This is a genomic window from Mucilaginibacter sp. RCC_168 (assembly GCF_041355315.1).
Classification (GTDB): Bacteria; Bacteroidota; Bacteroidia; order Sphingobacteriales; family Sphingobacteriaceae; genus Mucilaginibacter.
This window is the reverse complement of the sequence record NZ_JBFUPN010000011.1, coordinates 83,806-107,352: the sequence shown is the minus strand read 5'-3', so window position 1 is coordinate 107,352 and position 23,547 is coordinate 83,806. Positions and strand designations below refer to the sequence as shown.

General features: G+C 42.4%; 19 protein-coding genes. 15 read left to right on the top strand and 4 right to left on the bottom strand.

Features of this window, described 5'->3' with window-relative positions; translation table 11 throughout:
• The first annotated feature begins 64 nt into the window (after window positions 1-64).
• From AB6735_RS12185 to AB6735_RS12125, 13 genes are all read left to right on the top strand, one after another.
• Complete coding sequence (locus AB6735_RS12185; protein WP_090463794.1) at window positions 65-3,172, top strand: TonB-dependent receptor; 3,108 nt, start codon at window positions 65-67, stop codon at window positions 3,170-3,172.
• Between the two features lie 20 nt (window positions 3,173-3,192).
• Window positions 3,193-4,644 (top strand): RagB/SusD family nutrient uptake outer membrane protein, encoded by a 1,452-nt coding sequence (locus AB6735_RS12180; protein ID WP_090463797.1) that lies wholly within the window; start codon window positions 3,193-3,195, stop codon window positions 4,642-4,644.
• Window positions 4,645-4,761: 117 nt separating this feature from the next.
• Window positions 4,762-5,766: a glycoside hydrolase family 43 protein gene (locus AB6735_RS12175; RefSeq protein WP_090463800.1), complete on the top strand. Its 1,005-nt coding sequence runs from the start codon at window positions 4,762-4,764 to the stop codon at window positions 5,764-5,766.
• A 107-nt stretch (window positions 5,767-5,873) separates the two neighbouring features.
• Window positions 5,874-6,029 carry a hypothetical protein gene (locus AB6735_RS12170; RefSeq protein WP_176851927.1) on the top strand — a complete coding sequence of 52 codons (156 nt, stop codon included), beginning with the start codon at window positions 5,874-5,876 and terminating at the stop codon, window positions 6,027-6,029.
• A 1,402-nt stretch (window positions 6,030-7,431) separates the two neighbouring features.
• The gene (locus AB6735_RS12165) at window positions 7,432-7,752 is read left to right on the top strand and encodes a single-stranded DNA-binding protein (RefSeq protein ID WP_090463804.1); all 321 of its coding nucleotides are present in this window, start codon (window positions 7,432-7,434) and stop codon (window positions 7,750-7,752) included.
• A gap of 35 nt (window positions 7,753-7,787) precedes the next feature.
• Window positions 7,788-8,654, top strand: coding sequence for a hypothetical protein (locus AB6735_RS12160; RefSeq protein WP_090463807.1), 867 nt, complete (start codon window positions 7,788-7,790; stop codon window positions 8,652-8,654).
• Between the two features lie 30 nt (window positions 8,655-8,684).
• The gene (locus tag AB6735_RS12155; RefSeq protein ID WP_370996197.1) at window positions 8,685-8,936 is read left to right on the top strand and encodes a hypothetical protein; all 252 of its coding nucleotides are present in this window, start codon (window positions 8,685-8,687) and stop codon (window positions 8,934-8,936) included.
• A gap of 4 nt (window positions 8,937-8,940) precedes the next feature.
• Window positions 8,941-9,564 (top strand): PRTRC system protein E, encoded by a 624-nt coding sequence (locus AB6735_RS12150; protein ID WP_370996196.1) that lies wholly within the window; start codon window positions 8,941-8,943, stop codon window positions 9,562-9,564.
• 16 nt (window positions 9,565-9,580) lie between these two features.
• Window positions 9,581-9,796: a PRTRC system protein C gene (locus AB6735_RS12145; protein WP_370996195.1), complete on the top strand. Its 216-nt coding sequence runs from the start codon at window positions 9,581-9,583 to the stop codon at window positions 9,794-9,796.
• A 3-nt stretch (window positions 9,797-9,799) separates the two neighbouring features.
• Complete coding sequence (locus AB6735_RS12140) at window positions 9,800-9,976, top strand: hypothetical protein (protein ID WP_176851928.1); 177 nt, start codon at window positions 9,800-9,802, stop codon at window positions 9,974-9,976.
• A 98-nt stretch (window positions 9,977-10,074) separates the two neighbouring features.
• Window positions 10,075-10,953 (top strand): hypothetical protein, encoded by an 879-nt coding sequence (locus tag AB6735_RS12135; protein WP_370996194.1) that lies wholly within the window; start codon window positions 10,075-10,077, stop codon window positions 10,951-10,953.
• Complete coding sequence (locus tag AB6735_RS12130) at window positions 10,928-11,668, top strand: PRTRC system protein B (RefSeq protein WP_370996193.1); 741 nt, start codon at window positions 10,928-10,930, stop codon at window positions 11,666-11,668. The genes AB6735_RS12135 and AB6735_RS12130 overlap by 26 nt, the downstream gene beginning before the upstream one ends.
• The gene (locus AB6735_RS12125) at window positions 11,665-12,480 is read left to right on the top strand and encodes a PRTRC system ThiF family protein (protein WP_370996192.1); all 816 of its coding nucleotides are present in this window, start codon (window positions 11,665-11,667) and stop codon (window positions 12,478-12,480) included. Before AB6735_RS12130 ends, AB6735_RS12125 begins: the two co-directional genes overlap by 4 nt.
• Window positions 12,481-12,847: 367 nt before the next feature.
• Here AB6735_RS12125 and AB6735_RS12120 read toward each other — a convergent pair whose 3' ends face one another.
• The 4 genes from AB6735_RS12120 to AB6735_RS12105 form a co-directional block, all read right to left on the bottom strand.
• Window positions 12,848-14,092, bottom strand: a complete 1,245-nt coding sequence (locus tag AB6735_RS12120; RefSeq protein WP_370996191.1) for a thioredoxin family protein — start codon at window positions 14,090-14,092, stop codon at window positions 12,848-12,850.
• A 385-nt stretch (window positions 14,093-14,477) separates the two neighbouring features.
• Entirely contained in the window at window positions 14,478-15,698 is a 1,221-nt protein-coding gene (locus tag AB6735_RS12115) for a hypothetical protein (protein WP_370996190.1), read from the bottom strand.
• A 206-nt stretch (window positions 15,699-15,904) separates the two neighbouring features.
• Window positions 15,905-16,351, bottom strand: coding sequence for a GntR family transcriptional regulator (locus AB6735_RS12110; RefSeq protein ID WP_370996189.1), 447 nt, complete (start codon window positions 16,349-16,351; stop codon window positions 15,905-15,907).
• Window positions 16,352-16,582: 231 nt separating this feature from the next.
• Complete coding sequence (locus AB6735_RS12105) at window positions 16,583-17,476, bottom strand: AraC family transcriptional regulator (RefSeq protein ID WP_370996188.1); 894 nt, start codon at window positions 17,474-17,476, stop codon at window positions 16,583-16,585.
• 568 nt (window positions 17,477-18,044) lie between these two features.
• On the opposite strand from AB6735_RS12105, the gene AB6735_RS12100 reads away from it, so the two are divergent.
• Both AB6735_RS12100 and AB6735_RS12095 read left to right on the top strand, forming a co-directional pair.
• Complete coding sequence (locus AB6735_RS12100; RefSeq protein ID WP_370996187.1) at window positions 18,045-21,218, top strand: SusC/RagA family TonB-linked outer membrane protein; 3,174 nt, start codon at window positions 18,045-18,047, stop codon at window positions 21,216-21,218.
• A gap of 11 nt (window positions 21,219-21,229) precedes the next feature.
• A complete protein-coding gene (locus AB6735_RS12095) occupies window positions 21,230-23,053 on the top strand; it encodes a RagB/SusD family nutrient uptake outer membrane protein (protein WP_370996186.1) in 1,824 nt (607 codons plus the stop codon).
• Window positions 23,054-23,547: the final 494 nt, after the last annotated feature.

Here is a 23,547-nt window from a genome sequence, read left to right as displayed (position 1 = left end):
TGACTGATTTAGCTGGCATGGATGGTAACGTTCGATAACCTAATTATTTACAAAATTATTTATTATGAGTAAAAACTTACATTCCATTAATGGGGCTTTACCCATTACATTACCGCTGAATATTGATTCCGGGCAAGTGTTTCGGCGAGGAAAGCTGGTAGCTTTATTTGTCCTGTTATTTGCGTTCCATTCATTTATTGCCGGTGCCCAAACATCGAGCGTTTCCGGTATTGTAAAAGATGAAAAAGGAATTACGCTACCCGGGGTAAGCGTAGGGGTAAAAGGCACTACAACGGGGCAGGTCACCGATAATGCCGGCCATTATTCAATTAATGTGGCATCAGCAAATGCCACGCTGGTGTTTTCGTACATCGGATATATAAAACGAGAAGTCGATATCAACGGTCGGTCTACGGTTAACGTAAAGCTGTTGCCAGATAGTAAAAACCTGTCAGAAGTGGTTGTTATCGGTTACGGCACGCAAAAGAAATCTGATGTAACCGGTTCCCTATCCAGCCTGTCATCCAAAGAATTTAAGGATCAACCGGTTACCCGTGTTGACCAGGCTTTACAAGGCAGGGTTGCCGGGGTGCAGGTGGTTAGCAATTCCGGAGCACCCGGTGGTGATGTTAAGATCAGGGTGAGAGGTTCCAATTCGATACTTGGGGATAACAATCCGCTGTATGTTATTGATGGTTTCATAGGCGGCGATTTTAACAACCTGAACCCTGATGATATTGCAAATATTGAAGTTTTGAAAGATGCATCGAGCACCGCAATTTACGGTAGCAGGGGAGCAAATGGCGTAGTTTTAATTACCACCAAAAAAGGAAATGCTGAAAAGCAGGAAATAACCCTTACACCCATATTTTATTCATCAAGGGTTATCAAGAAAATGGATCTGCTAAGTGCGGCTGATTTTGCTACCACGGTAAATGCCCGAAATACGGCTCTTGGTATATCACCTTATTTTACCCAGGCGCAGATAGATAATTTCAGGGTTACTGGCGGAACTAACTGGCAGGATGAAGTTTTCAGGACAGCGCCCGGACAGGAATATAAATTAGGCTATTCAGGTGGCAATGCCAAAACCCAATTCTTTATTTCAGGAGATTATCTGAATCAGGATGGTATAGTTATCAACTCAAACTATAAACGGTATGCCCTAAGGTCAAATATTAATTCACAGTTTTCTGATAAGTTATCCACCCGGCTTAACATTTCAGCCATACGAAGAGAAACCCTGAATACAAATAATCAGGGTACCGGTGGCTCTGTTAACCAGGCTTTGGCATGGGCACCCACTACACCGGTAAGGACAGCCGCCGGAACATATACCATTGTAGATCCGCTGGGCTCTATTCGTTATAATCCGGTTGCTTTGGCAAACGACGTGGAAAATATCGTCGACAACTCTAATGTAACTTTAAACGGAGGTGCGAATTACCATTTTTTCAAGGACCTTTCATTAGACGTAAGTTTTGGTGTAGATTATCAAAATATTCAGGGAAAAAATTATTCCGGACCATCTGTCACCAATAACATTCCAAACGCCAGCCGCACATCTACAGAATTGTTCAATTTACAAAATACCAATACCTTAAACTATTCGCACCTGTTCAACAACGTACATAGCTTAAATGTAACCGCGGTATTTGAGCAACAAAAATATACCTCAACGGGATTTAGCGCCAATGCTAATAGCCTTACGTTTGCCAACCTGGGCTATGATAACCTTGCCTTATCTACTACACAATCGGCAGGTTCTGCTTATTCAGGATCAGCTTTAATCTCTTATTTAGGCCGGGTAAATTATGCTTATAAAGACAAATATTTGCTGACCGTTTCTGTCAGGCGGGATGGATCTTCAAAGTTTCAACCCACTAACCAGGAAAGTACCTTTCCATCAGTGGCTTTAGGCTGGAAGCTTTCTGAAGAGCCCTTTATTAAAAAATTGAATCTTTTTGATACATTTAAAATCAGGGGCAGTTGGGGTTTAACGGGTAGCCAGGCCATTAACCCTTATGCTACGCTTTCAACCTATCTTAGCGATGCCTTTTCTGCTGCCAACAGTTTTAACAATACGTCGGTTTCTTCAGGGATTGTACTGGGTAATGCCGCCAATCCTTTTCTGAAATGGGAAACAACACAAGCAGAAGACGTGGGCTTAGACCTGTCATTATTTAACAACAGATTGAGTTTTACAGCCGATGCCTATATTAAGAATACCAGGGACCTGCTTTTATCCCTTCCGTTGCCTGCCTATGCCGGTGGAGGGAACATTATCAGTAATGTAGGGAAAATGAAAAACAGCGGGCTTGAATTTAACATTGGTGGTACACCTGTACAATCAGGTAAGTTTACCTGGTCGAGCTCATTTAATATAACGTTTCAAAAAAATCTTGTTAAAAGCTTAGGTACATTAGCCAGTGTGTTTTCAGACAAAAGTGTTGCAAACGCAGGTGCGGGCCTGTCAACCCAACCTGAATTTATTATTAAACCCGGTTATGCGCTTGGGTCATACTGGGGATTGAAATATTTGGGAACCTGGAAACCAAATGAGGCTGCCGAAGCTGCCAAATATGGCAATAAGCCGGGTGATTCACACTATCAGGATCTGAACGGGGACAATGCGATAAACGGTAGTGATTTTCAGATCATCGGAAACGGTACGCCTAAACAATCGCTGGGTTGGAATAATACCTTTACTTATGGTGATTTCTCAGTAAATATATTTGTACAGTCGTTATTAGGTTTTAGTAAGCTTGATTACACTTATGCCAGTTCCATAACCGCTAATGCAGATGCCAAGCAAGCTACCAACGTAGGGGTTTTGAACAGGTATATACCCGGTGTTAATGAAACATCAAATATACCTGCATTCAGTTCAACCAATACAGACTATTTTGAATCGAGCCGTTTTTTGGAGAACGGAAACTTTGTAAGGCTAAAGAACTTGAATATTTCTTATCACCTGCCAAAAGGAACTATTAAAAATGTGGACCTTAAGCTATTTATAGGTGCAACCAATTTATTTACCATAACCAAGTATAAAGGATTTGATCCGGAATCCACTAACGCGGGTTCGGGTTCGGATGTTACCCAAAGCATTGACTTTGGTTCTTATCCTAACTCGAAGACATTTAATGTGGGCGCGATATTCAAGTTTTAAACTTATAGAAAAGATAAATTATGAAAAAGATATTAATTATAATAATGATCCTGTCGGTAATGGGCTGTAAAAAGGCGCTGGTAGAAGACCCTAAAGGACAGGTAGTAGGAACGCAGGCATTAAGTACCGTAGCCGGTTTAAATGCAGCATTGGTAGGTGCTTATAAACCATTGTCAACCACCTGGGTAAGCGGGTTTACTACAGCAGCGGTAGTTGCTGTGTTAATGGGCTCCGATGACCTGACCACACATCCGGCCAGCAACAAGGCCGATTTGCGGGAGTTTGATCAATACCATGTTTCCAATCTTAACGGAAGGATGCTCAATATCTGGAACGGCTGTTACAAATCTATACAGGGTGCTAACAACATCATTAACAATTATAAATCAACCACAGGCGATGCTGCCACCATCAATCAAATCCTGGGCGAAGCTTATTACCTGCGCGCGCTTGATTATTACTGGCTTATCAGACTATGGGGAAAGATCCCGCTAATCACATCGGAAGTTTATAACCCGGATGTTTTAAAGGTGGGGACATCTGCTCCTGCCGAAGTATATAAACTAATCGAAAGCGATCTGCTGAATGCTGAAAAACTGATGCAGAACAAAAAATTAGATGCCGGTCGTACGTCAAAAGGCGCCGCGTCAGCACTGCTTGCAGATGTTTACCTTACAGAAGGCGGTTGGCCCGTTAACGATAATACAAAATATGCCTTGGCAGCTGCCAAGGCAAAAGAGGTAATTGACAATAAGGCTGCCTATGGTTTTGATCTGGTATCTGATCTGAGCACATTATGGCAGAATACAAGGGTAGGAACAACAACATCTGAAGAAGTATTTGCCATTCATAATTGCGGTACCTGTAACTGGTTTAATTCAAATGCACTTTATGGTTCTTCTGCAATGCCCGGAGAAGAAAACGGCTGGGATGATTATTTTACCGAAATCAAATTTTTCAATGATTTCCCGGCCGGGCCAAGAAAAGATGCCACTTTCCACACCGTCATTAAAAAGTCTGATGGTACAACCATACCATGGCAGAGCGATGCTGTAAAACATCCTTATTTTGAGAAATTCAGGGCACCCGTTGAGGGCAGTACTGACGGTTCAAGTGGTACCGTTCAAATGATGCGCTATGCCCATGTTTTATTGATATATGCCGAAGCACAAGCCAGGAGCGGCGCTGCCAATGACCAGGCTTACGCCAGTGTTAATGCAGTACGTTCACGTGCCGGTTTAGTTCCTTTGGGTGGTTTATCAAGTGCAGATTTTATAAAAGCGATCATTAATGAAAGAGCATGGGAATTTGCGGGCGAATATACCAGGTGGTTTGATATAGTACGTTTACAGCTGCTAACCCAGGTTATTGCTAACAGAGATCCGTCAGAAAATGCCCCAATTGGAACGCCGCAATACTATTTGCCTATTCCATCCGGCGATCTGCAATTAAATCCGAACTTAGGAAACTAAACAGCAACACTGCTCCATATTGGGCCTGAATTGAAAATAATTAAAAAGTTAAACAATTTTGACTGGAATCGCCGATAATGATTCCAGTCAATTTATATCCTGATAACGTCAACCTAAATGAAAACGAAACACATCTCACTTATTACATTATTAATAGTTATTAAAAGTTTAGCCTTTGCAAATACGAACAAATCTATTGCCGATACATCTGCACATGGTAGGGTATTACTTGATACAGATGGTAAGCCCATCAATGCCCACGGACCTGGTGTAATGTATCATCAAGGTGTTTATTACCTTTTTGGCGAAATAAAAAATGGGAAAACCTGGCTTGTTCCAGGCCAGAACTGGGAAGATTACCGGGTTCCGGCAGGAGGGATATCTTGTTATTCATCTGTCGATCTGAAACATTGGAAATACCGGGGAATAGCCTTAAAATCGGTTGTTAATGACCCGGGTAATGACCTGGATACCGGCAGGGTGATAGAAAGACCTAAAGTGATCTATAATGGACGTACAAAGAAGTTTGTGATGTGGATGCACATAGACAAGAATGACTATAACTACTCACGGGGCGGAGTTGCCATAAGTGATAGTCCGTCCGGGCCGTACCAATACCAGGGCAGCATAAAACCCAATGACCAAATGTTAAGGGACATGACTTTGTATAAAGATGAAGACGGTATAGCTTACCTGATTTACTCTTCTGAGGATAATAACACCATGCATGTTTGCCTGTTGAGTGATGATTATTTAAAACCAACAACAACTTACGTAAGAATATTTGAGAATAAGAGAAGGGAAAGCCCTGCTATCTTTAAAAATAAAGGGAAGTACTATTTAATTACATCAGGTTGTTCGGGCTGGTCGCCGAATGCGGCATCATACGCGGTTGCTGATCATGTTATGGGGCCATGGAAAGAGCAGGGCAATCCATGTAAAGGGTCAAATGCAGAGGTAACCTTTTTCTCACAGGGAGCATTTGTACAACCTGTTATTAACAAGCCAGGAGCGTTTATTTTTATGGGTGATGTTTGGGATAAAACCAATCTGGAAAAGTCCGGGTATTTATGGTTGCCTTTGAACTTCAATGATGATAAAATAGAGATTTATAATCCTTAATTTATTATACCGAAATTAGGCTTAATACGGTGATCAAAGTTGGATATTCCGCAGAAATTGACCAGTGATCCATAAGTAAAGGCATTGCGGGGCAAGTAACAACAGCAATGACGTCAATAATCGCCGGCTACAGTGGTCTCAGGAAGTTCAAAAATGTGGTATTCGAAAATCTTCGCATTAATGGAAAACTGAGAACAGATAAAATGCCGGGTATGCCGGGATGGTACAAAACATCAGATATGGCAGGCGTCTTTATCGGCTGATATGTGAAGAATGCCTCGTTAAGGAAATGGCCGGCTGATTGATATTGTTAGGCTTATATGAAAATGATACAAAACACATAGTCGGGGGAATTGCAGCATGATGTTATGAGCTATAAAATTCAGAGAATAAAAAAAATGTTACAGATGGTGGAGTATGAATGGTCTTGGGATCTTCTTATTTAAACAACTACATTCGAAAGTCGAGACTTCTGCTGGAATTCAGTTAATATCAAGATATTACCAGCCGATCGGCTATCGCGATTGGACAGCGGAAATCTGAGTAAAGAATGCTTATGAACAATAGTTTTTTTAAGAGTTTAGGTTTATTGGGGCTCTTATTTGTCGGTTTTGAAGCTAAAGCGCGGCAAAATAACCGGCCTTTACCTCAACCGGTCATCTCTTGACCATGATTTGCAGGAAATGAGACCGCCAGTAGTATGGACCTCAAAGGACCTTGTTAACTGGAGCTATAAAGGAACGCTTTTTTCCGGGCATTGATTGGAACAAACATTATACCTATGGCCCGGAAGGGAAAAAAAGCGCTATTTCAGATATGGGACCCCTGGCATGGTAATTAAAAAAACGTACACCTTATCATTTGTATGCTACCATTGTTAAGCCTGATTCAAGGCTCGGTACTTATCATTTAACGGCGAACAGACCGGAAGGTCCCTTTATGTTCAGCAATGGAACGAGTGTTTTTTTTAACCAGCCCAAAAAAGAAAGGGAAGAGACAAAGCCTGTTGTGGCTGACATAGACGGGGATCCTTTTGTGGATAAGGCTTGCAAGCCTCCGTATTCTGGTGCCGTCGAAAAGCAGCCAAACTAAGTGAAGACTGAAAAACTATGGAAGGCCCGGAAATTTCTATTCCAACCAAAAGAATTGGTTATTCTGAAGGCCGGGTCCTATTTAAACGAAACGGCATCTATTACTATTTCTATACATTATCTGGCGGAGCTAATTACGCTTATGCCTATATGATGACCAAAACAGTCCTTGTGCGCTCACAAAAGACCCGTCGGAAAGGATAACCGGGCCCTCCGGATGCCTCGTCCGGCAACGGTAGCCGGAAGGGCAGTTGTCCTTTTAGCCGGATAAAATCCTGACCTAATTACCTCAAACTTTCTTTTCCATAACTTTTCCCGGACTGCTGCCAAGTTTGAAATCCTGTTTCATTTAGCCTTTGCTGGAGGCAAATTTACCCCTCTTCAGCGGTCAAGGCCATGCGAGTGCCGCTTTAAAAAATCTCCACACCTCGCTGCGCTCGGGTCGTATTTTTTGCGGCAGCCTTGCCCCGCTTGCCCCCCGCGCAAGTTTTTTGCCTCTATCAAAGGCCAAATGAGGGTTCTGCCGAAATGGTCATTGACAAACAGATTTTTTTAAGAATTAAAATTAAAAGCAATGGAAATCATCGGAAGAGTAGTAGCAGACGCTGCTGTGAGAACAACAAAAAACGACAAAAAAGTAACCGGGTTCCGGGTGGCGATTAACCACAGGTACACATCGAACGGGGAACAAAAAGAGGAAACTACTTATGTGGATTGCGCTTACTGGCGTACTGCTAAAATAGCGCCTTATCTGACCAAAGGACTATTGGTCCAATTGTACGGACACATGACCGCACAGCCCTGGGTGAGCCGTGACGGTGAACCAATGGCAAGCCTGAACTTTTATACTAATGAAATCACCTTGTTAGGCGCATCAGCAAAAAAATTAGCTTGAGGAACGGCAGTTTATCAGAAATCAAAGCGAGAGAGATGGAAAGAGTTAGAGATATCTATACGGTAGCCCACAATTGGGCGAACCGTATCGGGGAAAGCGCTAAGGCAAGCAACTTGTTTTTTGAGGATGACAACATCTATTCCTATGGGCGTCATTTCCTGATAGCCAAACATGTGGCCAATCAAAGGGGAGAACAGGCCGTGTTATTCACTGGGCGTACTTACAGCAGGTCAACTTCGGCGCATGTAACGATCGTCCGGAATGCTTCCCGCCATTTGGATAAACTGCCTGTGCCTGATCCTGATTTGTCAAAGGAAGACCTTTTTGAAAAATGGTATGGCGACATCAGGAATATTGCTGATTCACTTGCCGGTGCCCGTAAGCCACAAAAGCACATTCTGGAAATCGGGCGGGTATTTGACGAAGCCAGGCGCTATGCGGATTTCTTTGACTATGAACTGCCCGAAGTGTTGGTAAAGGCGGGTGAAATTCAAAGTGGTGAACAATACCATGATTTATTGCAACAGGAGCGGGAACTGCGAAAAACACAGGAACAAAGAGCGCAAGCTGAGGCCCTGCGTTTGCAGAAAACACGGTTGAAGGACTGGCGGAAATTCAAAGTTCATTATCTGCGGACTGCTGACGGTTTTGATTACCTGCGCTTTCATAAGGCTAATCAAATAATCGAAACCACCCAAAGGGTTGAATTTTCATTATCCGCAGGCCGTCTGCTTTACAGTTTCGTTTTGGCGTCCCTTGAAAAAGGCGGTTGTGAAAATTGTGGAGAAACCTTTTTAGGCAGGTACAATATCACCGAAATCAACAGCAGATTCATCCGGGTGGGTTGCCATAAGGTATCCTTAACAGAAATCAAATCTTTTGCCAAAAAACAGAGGTGGTAACGGCCACCTCTCATTAAAAATTACGAGATAATGGAAAAGCATCGTGCATACACCTTAACGTGCGGCTTGCTATTGATAACCATCGGGTTATTTGCCCGGTATAACATCGGCAGGCGCAGGTTTAACCGCCGGGGCATCGGTGGCCAGCAGCAATTCCCGACTTACGGCAGGTTCATTTTAACGGTCATCGTGGAGAGAGGCATTTATTTTATCGGGACAATTTGCCTTTGGGCGGGCGTTTTTTTCCTTGCCATCACAGGCTTTAACCACTTTAAATTTTAACGATATGAAAACGAATTTTTTTGAACAGATAGCAGGTTTGCAAATCAATGGCACGCTGCAAATCAATATCCAGCCACACGAGGGCGGTACGCTTACCGTATCGGTGCTATTGGCGAATAACAACCCCAAAATCACCTCGGGTAAAAACATCCCGCCGATGCTGTTAAAAGCCACTGCGCAGGAATTGGATGAAGAGTTCTTTACGGAAATAGGCGAACCCACGAAACAAACCGTGCGGCTGTTTGCCAATCTTGAGGCTTATCAGGCCGAACTGGACAAGGCCAAAAAACAACCCGAAAAACCGGGCGGTAAAACGGCAACGGTCGATAATAAGAAAGCCGTGGATAACAGCCTGTTTAATCAACCTGCGGAGGAACATGAGGATGATGTGCATGATGATTTGGAGGAACAGCACGATGAAACGGAAGCTTTAGTGGAAAAAGCACGCCTGTATGACGAGGCTATGCAACGGGTGAACCGGTTGAACACCGACATGAAATACAAGGAAGCTATTGCCCAATTGCCTGATGTGGATGAATACCCTGATAAGGCAAACGAAATCAACAAAAGGCGGGAGCAATTGCAGCAACGGCAGAAACTCTACGCCAGTTTACAAACCGAAGTTTAACGCTAATCATACGACCATGATAGTTAACCAATTAAAAAGGGTGTTTCTGCATAAGGAAAACGGACAGGAAGTACGTTTGGCAGACCCCGGAGCGGAATTTACCGCAAACGATGTACAGAATTTTTATTCCACTAATTATCCCGTACTCACCAATGCGAAAATCATCGGCCCTGAAATTAAGGATGATGAAGTGCAGTACCGATTTGAGAGTACGATGGGGTTTAAAGGATAAGCCATGATAAGAGAGCTAAAAACAAGGGTGGTTAAGATAAAAAAGGAGAACAGGGAATGGAAGCTACAACAGCAATTCGGGGCGTTCGTGGACAAGTTAAACCGCTTGCCCGATGCCGGAGAGGTTCAGCGCAACCCTATGCGGAGCGCACCCGCCGGGCTGACCGAAATGGTTTTTTAAGACACAGGTTCACACCGTTTTGGCAATATAGCGGAAGCAGGGAAAGGGCAGAAAGGGAGTTTCTATATTCCCTTTCCATCCTTTGCCAACACTATGATTTGCAGATACCCGCTGGTGTAAATGATAGCTTCCCGCAAAATATCTACCAAACACAGCAAAGCATCTATCAGCAACTAAAGGCCATCGATGAAAAGCTGTTGTGCATCATCGCAAAGGACGAAAGGCATGTGGCCACATTGGCGACCGTTAAACGGTTCGATACCAACATGACCTTATATTATATCCCCGTGCGTCCCTTATGGCATTGGATGCAATGCGGTCAAAGTCAAAGCTTGGCTGAATTGATAATCAGCATGTTCGCTTACTTGGAGCAGGTGGTTGGAGTTCCGTTTTATACGGAACAGGACAGTTATCTGGCAAGCCAGTACGAAACCTTGGAACAATGGGTGAATGATGATCAGGAAGATGATGCCTGCCGGGACAAACAACTGGACGAGTTGTACACGATGCACAATGCGGGCTTGAAAATCTATGCGCAAATTATTGACCCGCAAAAACTGATAACATTTGAAAGTGTCGTTCAGAACTTTCAACCCCGTAAAAAGGAACAGGATTGGAAGTTGGTAGCGGATGGTTTTTTACAGCTTTACAGGCAGTACCCCGCACGCTCCATATTCGATAATATCCATTCCGCCTTGTTATATCCACAGGACGAAGATCGCATTTACGCAGACCAGTACATCAGCTTTTACTGGAGTGGAAACGATTGTTTTCAGGATTGCCTGTTTGAGATGATTGATAACCATTTTCAGGAAATTGCCTATATGGATGAACCTGCACATGTAACTTTATTCGATTACCCGCCTGAAAGTATAACAGCTGATTTTGATTTTGAAACCCGCCTGTTTGACCTCATAAACGACCTGAGCAGGCTGTTAAACCGTTACGATCATGAACAATGTGAGCCAGCAATTTAATGAACAATACCTGCCTGTCAAAGCCCTGCTGATATACCAGTCAGCCGAACAGGAAAGTGAGAACTATGAGTATAAACCAACCGAGATTTACGTGGAAAGCTATGACATCGGTAAACACGGCAATCCCATTAATGCGCATCCTTTATCGCTGAAAGAAATGAGCACCTTGAGCGAGTTATTGCAATCGACACAGGAACTTCAAAACAACTATCTGCAATGCAAGGGTGTGATACCGCAGAATTTAATTTATGTCAACAGTCAAACCAATGGCTATGCGGTTTGGTACACGACACCACAGGAAGTCAACCTGTTTTTTAGCGATGCTTTAGGTATTCCATCGGGTAAAGCCAAAATACCCGCCCTGTTATGGAAGGCGGCGAAAGAGCGGTTGGAGGTCTTTGCCCTGAAAGGTAAAAACAAGCCTAATGCTGATACTCCGCTTTATTATGCCCCCTTATTCAATCTGTCTCAAAACGGTAGCGTTTGTATGGGTACGGTTAATGTGCAGATTGACCGGCAAACCTATTTGGAGCAGTTGATGACCCAATGGGAGAGCTATTTCTTTAACAGCTATTTCACGCATACGCTCGGCAATCATCGGCATTCTAAGGGCAATCTAATCCAGTTATGGCAGGGACAGATCGGCACAGGCAGGGATTTCCCGCAGGATGAATTAATCAAAAACGGTAAAACATTAAAAGACATTATCAGATGAAAAAGCTAATCAAAGAAGACAAAAGAACTGCGGTTCATATCGTGAACAAAGAACTCTTACGGCCCTATAATCCCGTTACTATCAACCTGATCGGTGCAGGCGGTACGGGTGGACAGGTATTGACCGCTTTGGCAAGAATGAACCAGGCATTGATATCGCTCAATCATCCCGGCTTAATGGTCAACGTGTTTGATGACGATACAGTCACCAAAGCGAATTTAGGACGGCAATTATTTACAACCGCTGAATTGGGCTTGCACAAATCCGTTGGCCTAATAAATCGAATCAACCGCTTTTTCGGCACCAACTGGAAAGCTGTGACCGAAAAATACGATAAGTCATATAATGGAGAGAACGCATGGGCGACAATCACCATAGGCTGTGTAGATACTGTACAGGCCAGATTGGAGATAGCTGCGATTCTTAAGAAGCTGAACAAAAGCATGGGAAACAGCCGTAGCCAACCGCTGTACTATATGGATTTTGGCAACAGCAGGGAAACAGGGCAGGTTATCTTATCCACCATCGGTAAAATCAAGCAGCCTGAATCCAAACAGTATCGCACGACAGATGTGTTGCCGATGATAACTGATGAATTTGGCGAACTTTTGTCTGTATCAGAAGCTGGCGATAATACGCCAAGTTGTTCGCTTGCCGAAGCCCTGACCAAACAGGATTTATTTATCAATTCTGCATTGGCAAACTTGGGAGCATCGTTGTTATGGCAATTATTCCGGGAGGGAATGTTGTTTAACAGGGGGTTCTTTTTGAACCTTAGAGATTTCAGGACACAACCGTTAAAAGTGGCTTGAATTTTCTGGTGTCAGTCAGCACTAAATATATAAATATATTAAGGCGGATTGACACCATCCCGTGAAAACTCCCCGACGGGCTCCGGCGCGCCGGAGCCCCGTTTCGCCCCCTATTTTCGGTTCATTACTCGTGCTTTGGCGAAAATACGGGACGCTCCATTACAAAAAGATTATTTCATGAACTTATATATTTTGTTCATGGAAATATGGAAATGCTTAACCAGGCGGAGAAGATCTTTGCGGCTTTAAATGGTAAAACTATCCGGAAATTCGAATTTCCTTTGTTATTGAATTTACAAATGGCACAGCAATAGCGTTTGATATTTGCGATGATTCCTGGCTGCAGGAAACCCATCGAAGCGAGTGGTCATTGCATCGCTTCCAGTTCTGATCTTAATTTCAGTATAGCCGGGTTCTGGTAGACACGGCAGGCAAAGCGCATCCATTCCAGGGCATCCGAAAGTGCTTTATCTTTTGGCGCAAGGGTAAGCTTGAAAGCGTTGGCCACTGTATATAGGGTACTTGCGATGCCCGCTGAATATTGCACGGCTGCCAGGCGTTTCTCTACTGCGAAGCCAGGAATCTTCGTGCTGTCCTGTTTGCCGGTCAGGAAGGGCTCCATTACTTTTACAAACAACACGCTATCTGTCTTTTTGATAGAGTCGATTGGAACGGCCATTTGTTTAGCGGCCATCCGGTAGCCGGTTCTTTTCAAGCCGGCAGTATCCTTGGCCGCTTGGTAATAATGCAGCGCCAGGTTATCCGCCGAAGGCAGGCGCTGTTCCGCCAGCCAGGGGCGGATCTTGTCGACGTCTGCCAGCAAAGTTGCCGCATCGCTTAATCTTTTGTCCTTGATCGCGTTGCCGAGTGCATAATAGAGGGTTTCATTGTACAGGCGGTCACTAACCTGCTTTTGCTGTTCCCTGTCCAGTCCCTTCAAACCTTCGATAACCAACGGCAGCGCGGCAGATACGGTACTGCCCAAATGCCGACTCAGGTAGATGACCGTTTCGGGGTTGCGCAGGCTTTGCGGTGATATGGCCCCGACATAGGCATTAAGGACTTCCGCATTGTCCATACCCAGGCTCGTCCGTTTAACCAGCAATGCCTTCAGGGTGGCAAGTTGCCGGTCTCCGCTTTTAAAACGCGCCTCCAGTCCGGCCAGTGTTTCACCGGCCTGCTTTGCGGAAGCCGCCTTCAAGCCTTCGGCGATGAACGCCGGAGCTTTCAAATAATCGCCGCTACGATATAATAAATTACCAGCGCTGTCCAGGAACAGGTAGGTAGGATAAGCTTTAACACCATAAGCAGCGGCGAACTTGGGCCCTTCGCCGTGTTCGGCATCCAGCCGATAACTGACAAAAAGCGAATCATAAACTTTGCCCACTTCCACCAGCGGGAAAACCTCTTTTTCCATACGTTTGCAAGGAGCGCACCAGGAGGTGTAAACGTCAACGAAAACCAGTTTATGCTGCCGGCTGGCGGTCTTGAGCACTGAAGCCCAGTTTTCCGTGGAAAACCGGATGCCCGTTGTTGGTTGTTTTTGCGCATGGCTAAAGCTTACCTGGCCACACAGGGCTAATAAGGTAAGGGTAAAATGGAATTTTTTCATCAATCAATGGCGTTATCAAAACTTCGCACCTTGTAAATACCGAAAATATTAGCCTCGTAGGGGTCGGACTAGGCCAGCGAATGAGGCCGGATTAAATGAATATCGTTTATCCCGTGCTTTTGTTTGGGAGATTTGTAAATTCGTTGCCTGCCATGTGAGGTCCATAGCTATTCCTTAATCTTCGCCAAAACTACAATGGTCAATTGGGGCATACAACCGAAAGAAATTAACGGGAGTGTAATTGTACTACCGTACGGCTTTATTTCCCTACAGGTAGAGTTATTAGGTTACATTATATCTGATTTTGTAAGATCACATACCTATACCCATGCTCATACTATATTACTGCTATAATTATTGTCGGGATTATTTATTTAGGTATTAATTAATTGTTTTTTGCCCACTCTTTCAATTGGTCAATCGCTTTTGCCAATGCCCCGGCCGAGCCTTTAAAAGCTGCGGAACCGTTGGGTTTGCCATCAACGCCATACCATTCATAAAAACCATTGTCTTTAATTGTTCTGGCGACCATGGGGTGTAATTCAGCATAAGCTTCTTTAATAAATCCATGACTTATAAGCTGCTGAATCATTCTGGCGCCGAACCAGGTCCAGTCTCCGCCGTTTTGATATACAAAAGGTTTTGATGCTGTCGAGTTTTTATAAATACCTTCAGGATACACAGGGTAAAGTGTTAAACCAATAGACGGCGCGCCGGATAGTTTGACATTCCTTAGCATGTCCTGATTAACAAGCCGGATTTCATGTTTTGATAAGATCCCAGCCTCAATAGCTATCGCCGTTCCACCATGGAAGTAGATTTTGTTTTCATCGAAACTTATCGGGAAAGGTGATTTAGCAATGTATAAATGCGGAATGAATTTATGATTTTTTGCATCCCAAAGGAATTTTCTGATAGCGGTTATAGTAATGGCTTTTAGCTGTTGCCACTTTTGCCGTTCCGGCCCGGTTTTATAAAAGCCGGCCATGTCATCAAGCGCTATAACAAACATGGCGTTATCATATATGTCCATAGCCCAATGGGTGTTTTCATCAACATCAACTACTGCGCCGCCTTCAACCTGTACGTCGCCCCAATCCTGTGTCGTAGCTCCGGTTAAAAGATGATATTTTTTTGAATAGCGGTTTTTTAATAAATAACTAATGGATACCTCCAGATGTTGTAATGCGGTTTTCCCTGCTATCTTTTCCTGCAAAATGGATTTATCACCGGTTATGCGGATATATTTGGCCATAGCCTGTATTAACGACGTTTCCTGGTCTGTTTCTACGGTATTCTTAAAACCGACATGGGAGTTTTCATTTGAAGAGACATAAATATTTGGATCATTCCAGGTTACATGACCTTTTAATACATACCCGTCTACAATTTCACCGTTGGCTTGTTGAAGCTTGAGAAAAGTAAGAAGATTTGCCCTGATGCTGTCACGCCTGTAAACTTTATACGAGGTTTCAATGAAAGTATTAAAATCGCGTATCCAAACCTGTGGATAGCCGTCACCCGCATTAAAGCCTTTGCTTAAAATATCTGTAGCTTTTTTGTATACAGTATCCAGCTTTTTGTCTGCGATAATTTGTACAGCCAATTTGTGTCTTTGTTGAGCCAATCCTTGAATAGCAATGCCAATTATTATGACGGTAGTTACAAGGATTTTTTTAGTATTTGTTTTCAATGTTTATGAAGAAATGTAAATGTTATAAGTGATCTTCACTTTCTACAATTGCAGATTTATTCAAGGATAAACACTGACTAATAAATCCACAAAATAAGGGGGTAAAGACTCTGATTTCCTTATCTTGAGCTTTCGACGGCATACACAAAGCTGTCTCCTTTGTAATACCCAAGGTTATATTCAGTTTGCCTCCCCGCCTGATCAAATACCAGTCGTTTTCTGAATAGAACAGGTTGGCCAGTTTCCATTTTAAGTTTATCGGCAATAAGTTCATTTGCAGCTATGGAACTTATTTCTTCCTTAGATAAGGTGGCAATAACAGAATAGTCATTTTCTAATATTTCATATAAGGGCCTTTTAAAATCCTCATCACCAGTCAAGCCCACGCGTGGATGGAAATAAGAAACAAAATAAACGAATGGTTCATTTGGTTTTCCTCTTACCCTTTCCATTTTCAGTATTTTGCGATCGGTCTTTATTTCAAAGAAATTTGCCAGGATTTCATCCGGATATACCCACGTAACATGAAGTTCGAAATTCTTTATAGGAATTCCCCTCAGTTTCATTTCCTGTGAAAAGCTTAGCCAGTTATTAGACCGGGAGCTGACATAAATACAATGCTTTCACCTATGAGTGCCCAAAAGTGTTTTTATTGTAATGATTTTCGTTGTTAAAATATAAATATGTTTGTACATAAAATAATTTCCTTAATAGCGGCAGATAATGCTATGGAATCCCTGAGTTTATATGTATTTAAGATAACCAGTTGAAGCAGGTTGAATCTAGAATTACAATTGTTACCTGCTGACATCAACAATACCGGTATTGGCGCCTTTTTCCGTCATCCCCAGCACGAACAATTTCCGGTACTGTAATGGAGTCGTCATTTTGACCTTTAGAAACTGCTTGTGAAAGTTTGCTGACGTATTATACCCGCAATCATAGGCAATCGCAGGTATCGGTTTAAGCGTCTCGAGCAGCAAGTGGCAGGCATAGCTGATCCGCGTTTCATTCAAAAAATCGATATAGGTTTTTTGAGTAGATTTTTTGAAATAATTGCAAAAGGCCGGTACGCTCAGGCAAGCGATGGCTGCAACCTTCTCCAGGCTAATAGGTTCCTTGAAATTATCGACCGTGAACTGGAAAACCCGGTCAATCCGCTCCCGGCTCTTTGGATTGTGCATCTGCACCTGACTGGTAGATAAAGATTTGTAGGCCTTTTGCACAGCCATTAACTGCAAACATTGCCCGAGCAGTAGTATCCTTTCAAACCCCTCTACGAATTCAAGTTTCCTGATAAGGGGGGCCAGACTTTCTCTGGCGCCGGTGTTCAGTTTGAGGCCTTGTAAAGCCAGCATGAAAAGTTCCCGAACCGGCTGCATCTCAGGTAGTTCTATGAAAGTGCTTCCCCAAAAATCATCACGGAACTGCACTACTACCGCACTGGTGATTAGTTCAGGATAAGATTTTTGAAAAGTATGAGGTAAGTTAGAACCGATAAAATAGATATCATCAGTTTCAAACTCGCTTACATGGTTACCCACAAAGCCCAGACCAGAGCCTTCTGTAAACAAGATCAGTTCCAGTTCGATATGCTGGTGCCAGCCCACCTCGAAATGTGGAGTACGGTAGGTCCGGGTCACAAACGAGGTCTGGTTATCGTAAGGAAGCTTTTGAATCAGTGGTCGCATAATTTTACTGTATTTTATTTTATGGGAAAGTTAATATCTCAAATACAATGACTATCGAAATGGTAACTAATTGAGCATGTTAACTAACTAAAATAACCAAGCTATGCGCTGTTTCAAAAACGACAACCAACACAGTTAAAATCAAATAATTAACCTAAATATCAGGTATCATAGCGGCAACTGTCCCAAATATATTAAAATAGTTTATCATTTAAAAAAAATAGTGAACGCAATGAAGTTCGTTTGGCTATATATTCGTTCAACAATTGACCAAAGATAAAAAGCCACTATCTCCTTTCTACAAGGAGCGTTCTGTCTCATTAATATGTATGTACATTATTACATTTGACAATTATGTGACTTGTGTTTTCAATAAACCACTGGTTCAGCTTTTATTGAAGAGAATGACTTTAAATCTCGCCGGTCAAGCAGCAAACTAAAGCGATGGAAAATATAAACAGCCCTTAGAAAAGACCAGGCTTAAAATAAAAGGTTTTTATTGTATTGCCAGCAACACCTCAATTATAGACCCCCAAGTTTAATTACTTATCAACCATTATGACCAATTATGAAATATAAATTACTACACTATAGGTATATAACTAAATTCACTATTTGTGGCTTTATCCTAATATGTTTTTTTTGCCCGCCGGTTTGGGCAAATACGCCTCATGCCCGAATAAATACGGGGAGAAAAGCCTTTGATATTAGTCAATATGAGAAGGAAAATTTCCAAACCATAACTGTTACTGGAAAAATAACGGATGAAAATGGGCTTGGAATTCCTGGTGCCAGCGTCCTGGAAAAAGGCACTAATAATGGTGTCATGACCGGTCACGATGGAAATTACATCATTAAAGTGAAAAATGAAAACAGTATCCTGGTAGTTTCTTTTATGGGGTATTTGAACAGGGAAATGCCAGTAGGTTCTTCAACTGTTATTAATGTAAAGCTGGAAGTAAGCAAAAAAAATCTTGATGAGGTAGTTGTTGTTGGATATGGGACTCAAAAGAAATCCGAACTTACCAATGCCGTTGTACAGACAACGGGTAAGGAGCTTACCAAATCCAATGAATTGTCCCTATCCAATTCTTTATCAGGCAGATTGGCCGGATTATATGTAACCCAATCGAGTTCTGGTCCGGGTTTTGATGATGCACAAATTTTGGTAAGAGGATATAACACTTACCGGAATAGCGCAGCACTAATAGTTATTGATGGGGTGGCGAATGCAGACCCGGATGGGCTTAACCGTTTGGACCCGCATGATATAGCATCTATTTCTGTATTGAAAGATGCTTCTGCGGCTATTTATGGTGCACAGTCTGCAGGTGGTGTTATATTAGTAACTACCAAACGTGGCAAATCGGGTAAACCATCTTTTGATTTCAGCACTAATTTTTCAAATCAAACCCCGACAATGGCGGTAAGGCCCGCCAGTGCGCTTGAGTATATCAAGGTTCTTAATGATAGAAGAACATTAGAAGGTACACCTCCTGACTTTCCCGATGCGTTAGTAGCAGATTTTAAAAGTGGAAAAAGAAGGGGCGAAAATTGGTGGAATGCATTGCTTGGTGGTCCTGCGGCCATGCAGTCAAAACAATCTCTTACAATGAGTGGAGGTGGTGAAAAAGTAAAATATTTTACTTCTATTGGTATGGGCTCACAAGGAGGAATTCTTCGTGGCGACAATACCACAAAGCTTAGGCAATACAACATTAGGAATAACCTGGACGTATCGGTTACCAATAATTTTGATGTGGGGGTTGATCTTGCGTTGAGAGAGAAGTACACGCAAAGCCCCGAATTCGGTCCCGGTGGAAATGTTAATTACTTTGCAGTTACCAGTCCATTAGTAGAGGCTTATGTAGATGGGAACTATAATTATCCGACGGAAGGCTGGGAACAATTAAATCCAGCGGCAAGGCTGCTAAGCCCTGGTTACGTTAGGAATACAACCGATGTTGCCAGTGGTACTATTAGGTTCAAGTATAATATGCCTTTTCTAAAAGGGCTGGCTTTAGATGGTTTTGCCTCTTTAGATAAAACGTATAACTATAACAAAAACTTTAATTATCTATTCTCATTTTATCAAAAAGACGCAGATGGTGCAATCCAAAAAATGGTTTCGAGAGGAGCAGACGCAACTGCATTGAGCGAGTATTTTTCTCAAAGTTTAAGAACCACCGAAAATCTAAAACTTTCTTATAGTACCATTATCCATAATGACCATAAAATCAATGCTTTTGTTTCGTACGAGCAGAGTGCATATAAAGATAACTTTTTCACGACCCAACGCACCGGGTATGACTCCGGGGCGATTGATCAACTTTTTGCAGGTAGCCCAAACCGTCTAAATTGGAGTAATGATGGTAGTGCTACTGAGTCTGGAAGGCAAAATTATTTTGGGCGCGTAAATTATGCATTCCGGAATAAGTATCTTCTTGGATTCAGCGCCAGGTATGACGGTTCGCCTATCTTCCCTCCGGCAACCCGGTTTGGATTTTTCCCCCAGGCTTCTGCGGCATGGGTAGTTAGTGAAGAGTCCTTTATGCCTAAGGATTTATTTAGCAACTTAAAAGTAAGGGCTTCGTGGGGCCGGTTAGGTAACGACAGAGTAAACCCCTTCCAGTATATTGGTGCGTTTGGTTATTCTCAAGGTTATGTTATTAACGGACTGGATGTCCGTGGGGTTAGCGCTACGCTAACCCCTAACCCAAACATTACTTGGGAAGTAAGTGAAAAAACCGATTTAGGTTTGGAAGCCGGTTTTTTTCAGAATCGTTTAACTTTTGAAGCAGATATTTATAAGAGTTCGACATCGCATATCCTCGGCCAAAGACAAGCATCAATTCCAGGATATACAGGCTTGGTGCTTCCTGATGAAAACATCGGTAAAATGGAAAGTCATGGAATTGAATTTCAAGCAGGATACAGACAGGATATAGGGGGAGTGAACCTTAATGTTAGCGGGAATGTGTCCTTCAATGCAAATAAAGTGGTGTATTTCGACGAAACGCCCCAATCTGAACTCTATCAAAAAGCAGAAGGACATCCTATTGGCTCCATTTTGGTGTACAAGGCCATTGGTATTTACAGAACCGCAGCAGACCTCAGCAATAATTTAAGCTACCCGGGGGCAACATTGGGCGGGTTGATCTTTGCAGATTTAAACCATGACGGTAAAATTGATGCGAATGATCGGTATCGGTATGACGCGGGTTCCATTCCTGCCGACCCTACTACGGGTATGGGCAGAGTATCAGTTCCTAAAATGCAATTTGGATTAAACATCGGATTAAATTACAAAAGCTTTGATTTGAGCATATTGTTACAAGGACAAAGCGGAGCTAAATTTCGTTTAAGCAATGCGTTTAATTCAGGTGCAGGTGGTAACGGACTTGAATATGTAGCTAATAACAGTTATTCATCATTAAATCCTAATTCACTACTTCCAAGAATTGAGCCGGTAGGCACAGAAGGGGCGGATGCTGATTTTTACTACCATACGTCAACCTGGTTGCGTTTAAAGTCATTTGAAATGGGATACACACTTCCCAAAAACCTTGTTTCGAGGTTTAAAATTTCCGCTTTAAGATTTTTTGTGTCCGGTAATAACTTGTTTATGCTGATTAACAATCTTAAAAAATATGGCGCTGGCGATCCGGAATTCTTATATGGAAATGGGGGAGGTTATCCAAATATGAAAACTTTAAATGCAGGACTTAATCTTACTTTCTAAATAATAAAATTATGAAATATTTAATAGTAAAAAATAAATTGCCTATAAAAGCTTTCGCAATATTGCTTATAGGCGCTATAGCCATTGTCACTTCGTGTTCCAAAATATTGGATAAAAAACCACTAAATGAAATATCTGAAGAAGCCGTTTTTACCGATCCTGCATTTTTACAAAGCTATGTGTATGATGTGTATAATGGTGTGAGACTACCCTGGAGCCCCGGAGCAGGAGGATATGAATCACTAACTGATGTTGCAGTTGATCAACCCGAAACACATGACAGAGCTGCGGGAATTCGTGAATATTTGCAAGGCCTTCTTAACCCTGATAATGTTTCAGACCTTACTAATATTTGGAATGAAGAATATGGCTATATCAGGAAAGCTAATATTTTCTTTGAAAAAACAGCCAGTTCCTCTATTAGCCCTGTTCAACTTAATCCGATGAAAGGAGAGGTACACTTTTTACGTGCATGGATGTATTTTGAATTGATGCGTACTTATGGCGGGGTACCAATAATTACAAAAAGCTTTAGTTTAACGGATAATAGTTTTGATGTGCCCAGAAATACTTATGATGAATGTGCGAAATTCGTATTAGATGAATGCGAAAGTTCCATCAGTTTATTGAATGGCGTTACACCTGTTCCTGGTAAAGTTAGTAAAGAAGCAGCTATGGCACTAAAAGCCAGGATATTGTTGTATATGGCAAGTCCGTTGAACAACCCATCAAACGATCTGGCAAAGTGGCGGGCAGCTGAAACAGCGACAAAAGCTGTAATTGATGCTGGGTTTACCTTACATCCTACACATGAAGACCTGTTTAAAAAGCCATTAAAAACGGATGAAATCATTTTTGGCAGATCTTTTACCCCCGGCAACAGACAACCCGGTTGGGGTCAGAATTATGATTATTGGCCTAGTGGGTTTGATGCTCTTCAAAAAGTTGTTCCAACCCAAACACTTATTAATATGTTTCAACTGACAAATGGACAATATCCATATACGGATGATGGCATAACAGTAAATGCCGCTTCGGGATATGACCCGCAAAATCCTAATATTAATAGAGACCCACGTTACTATAGTGATATTCTTTATCCTGGGTGCGCCCCGGTGACCATACATGATGATGCATTGAGTACTACAAGGACCTATGAATTTTGGGAAGATGGAAATCCTGGCGTCCAAAATCCTAATAAGCCGACCGATCCTGTTAATGGACAACCCCTTAATAATTTTGGCAGGGATTCCAAATCATCCTGGATAGCGGGGATAATACCATTTTTTTGGAGAGTTCAAACGGGGTACACTTTTAAAAAGCTGGTTGACTTTAATGGGCCCCGTGCCACTATGAGTTATGACTTCGCTCAAATAGTTTCTTACCTGAGATTGTCAGAATTTTATTTAAACTATGCCGAAATTCAAATAGCTTTAGGCGATGAAGCTACGGCGCGCCGGTATATTAATATGGTTAGGAAAAGGCCATCAGTTAATATGCCGCCTATAACAAGTTCTGGCGCGGCTTTGACTAAAGATTATAGAAACGAAAGAGCTGTAGAATTGCTCCTTGAAGATTCACGTTTCTTTGACCTTATGCGTTGGAAAGCTGCGCCTGGACATGTGGACATTCCGGTCAGAGGCCTAACCAGTGTGACTATGGACTGGGCAGGTACTAAACCAGGAGATTTAGGAAAGCTGACATTTACTTACGGTGTAATTCCTACAGCCGAGGTGAGAAGCCAATGGAAAGGGGATTATTATTACTTGTTCCCTATTCCAAACGTTGAAATTAAGAAAAGCAATGGATCGATAAAGCAAAACCCTGGATATTAACGCCGGCCTTTTTATGACATAATTAACTAGATTCGTAAGTCTTTTTGATTTATAGCTAAAGCCAATGACAGGAGAGCCCTGTCATTGGCTTTTTGCAGTGATGACTGCTAAGTCTTTCAATTGATCTATTGCTATTGAGGCCGTCTTACCTTCCAAAGTAATGTCACTTTATAAGTCGGGCCGATGTCTGAATGCATCGCAGTTAAACGGTAGACATATAGAACTCCTCCACTGCATCGACTTTATTTATATCGGTGACCTTAGTCAACGAACCCCCGAAGACACGTTCAATGATTCCGTATTTAGGATACTTTTAATCTCAATGAAGGTGGAACGGTACGCAGAAGTTCTATTTTAGAAAGACTGTCCAAAGTTGACCCCTGATTATTTTAGGCAGAACTATGAATGTATCCATGCGCAGTTTGCCAGGCATGTACTTTAACTAAAAGAAAGAAGTGTAATCTGGTCAGGGTAGATAGCTCTATGGTTAGTGA

Coding starts and splice junctions, on each gene's coding strand:
- AB6735_RS12185 (WP_090463794.1), top strand. CDS start 65: ATGAGTAAAAACTTACATTCCATTAATGGGGCTTTACCCATTACATTA.
- AB6735_RS12180 (WP_090463797.1), top strand. CDS start 3,193: ATGAAAAAGATATTAATTATAATAATGATCCTGTCGGTAATGGGCTGT.
- AB6735_RS12175 (WP_090463800.1), top strand. CDS start 4,762: ATGAAAACGAAACACATCTCACTTATTACATTATTAATAGTTATTAAA.
- AB6735_RS12170 (WP_176851927.1), top strand. CDS start 5,874: ATGACGTCAATAATCGCCGGCTACAGTGGTCTCAGGAAGTTCAAAAAT.
- AB6735_RS12165 (WP_090463804.1), top strand. CDS start 7,432: ATGGAAATCATCGGAAGAGTAGTAGCAGACGCTGCTGTGAGAACAACA.
- AB6735_RS12160 (WP_090463807.1), top strand. CDS start 7,788: ATGGAAAGAGTTAGAGATATCTATACGGTAGCCCACAATTGGGCGAAC.
- AB6735_RS12155 (WP_370996197.1), top strand. CDS start 8,685: ATGGAAAAGCATCGTGCATACACCTTAACGTGCGGCTTGCTATTGATA.
- AB6735_RS12150 (WP_370996196.1), top strand. CDS start 8,941: ATGAAAACGAATTTTTTTGAACAGATAGCAGGTTTGCAAATCAATGGC.
- AB6735_RS12145 (WP_370996195.1), top strand. CDS start 9,581: ATGATAGTTAACCAATTAAAAAGGGTGTTTCTGCATAAGGAAAACGGA.
- AB6735_RS12140 (WP_176851928.1), top strand. CDS start 9,800: ATGATAAGAGAGCTAAAAACAAGGGTGGTTAAGATAAAAAAGGAGAAC.
- AB6735_RS12130 (WP_370996193.1), top strand. CDS start 10,928: ATGAACAATGTGAGCCAGCAATTTAATGAACAATACCTGCCTGTCAAA.
- AB6735_RS12125 (WP_370996192.1), top strand. CDS start 11,665: ATGAAAAAGCTAATCAAAGAAGACAAAAGAACTGCGGTTCATATCGTG.
- AB6735_RS12120 (WP_370996191.1), bottom strand. CDS start 14,092: ATGAAAAAATTCCATTTTACCCTTACCTTATTAGCCCTGTGTGGCCAG.
- AB6735_RS12110 (WP_370996189.1), bottom strand. CDS start 16,351: ATGAAACTGAGGGGAATTCCTATAAAGAATTTCGAACTTCATGTTACG.
- AB6735_RS12105 (WP_370996188.1), bottom strand. CDS start 17,476: ATGCGACCACTGATTCAAAAGCTTCCTTACGATAACCAGACCTCGTTT.
- AB6735_RS12100 (WP_370996187.1), top strand. CDS start 18,045: ATGAAATATAAATTACTACACTATAGGTATATAACTAAATTCACTATT.
- AB6735_RS12095 (WP_370996186.1), top strand. CDS start 21,230: ATGAAATATTTAATAGTAAAAAATAAATTGCCTATAAAAGCTTTCGCA.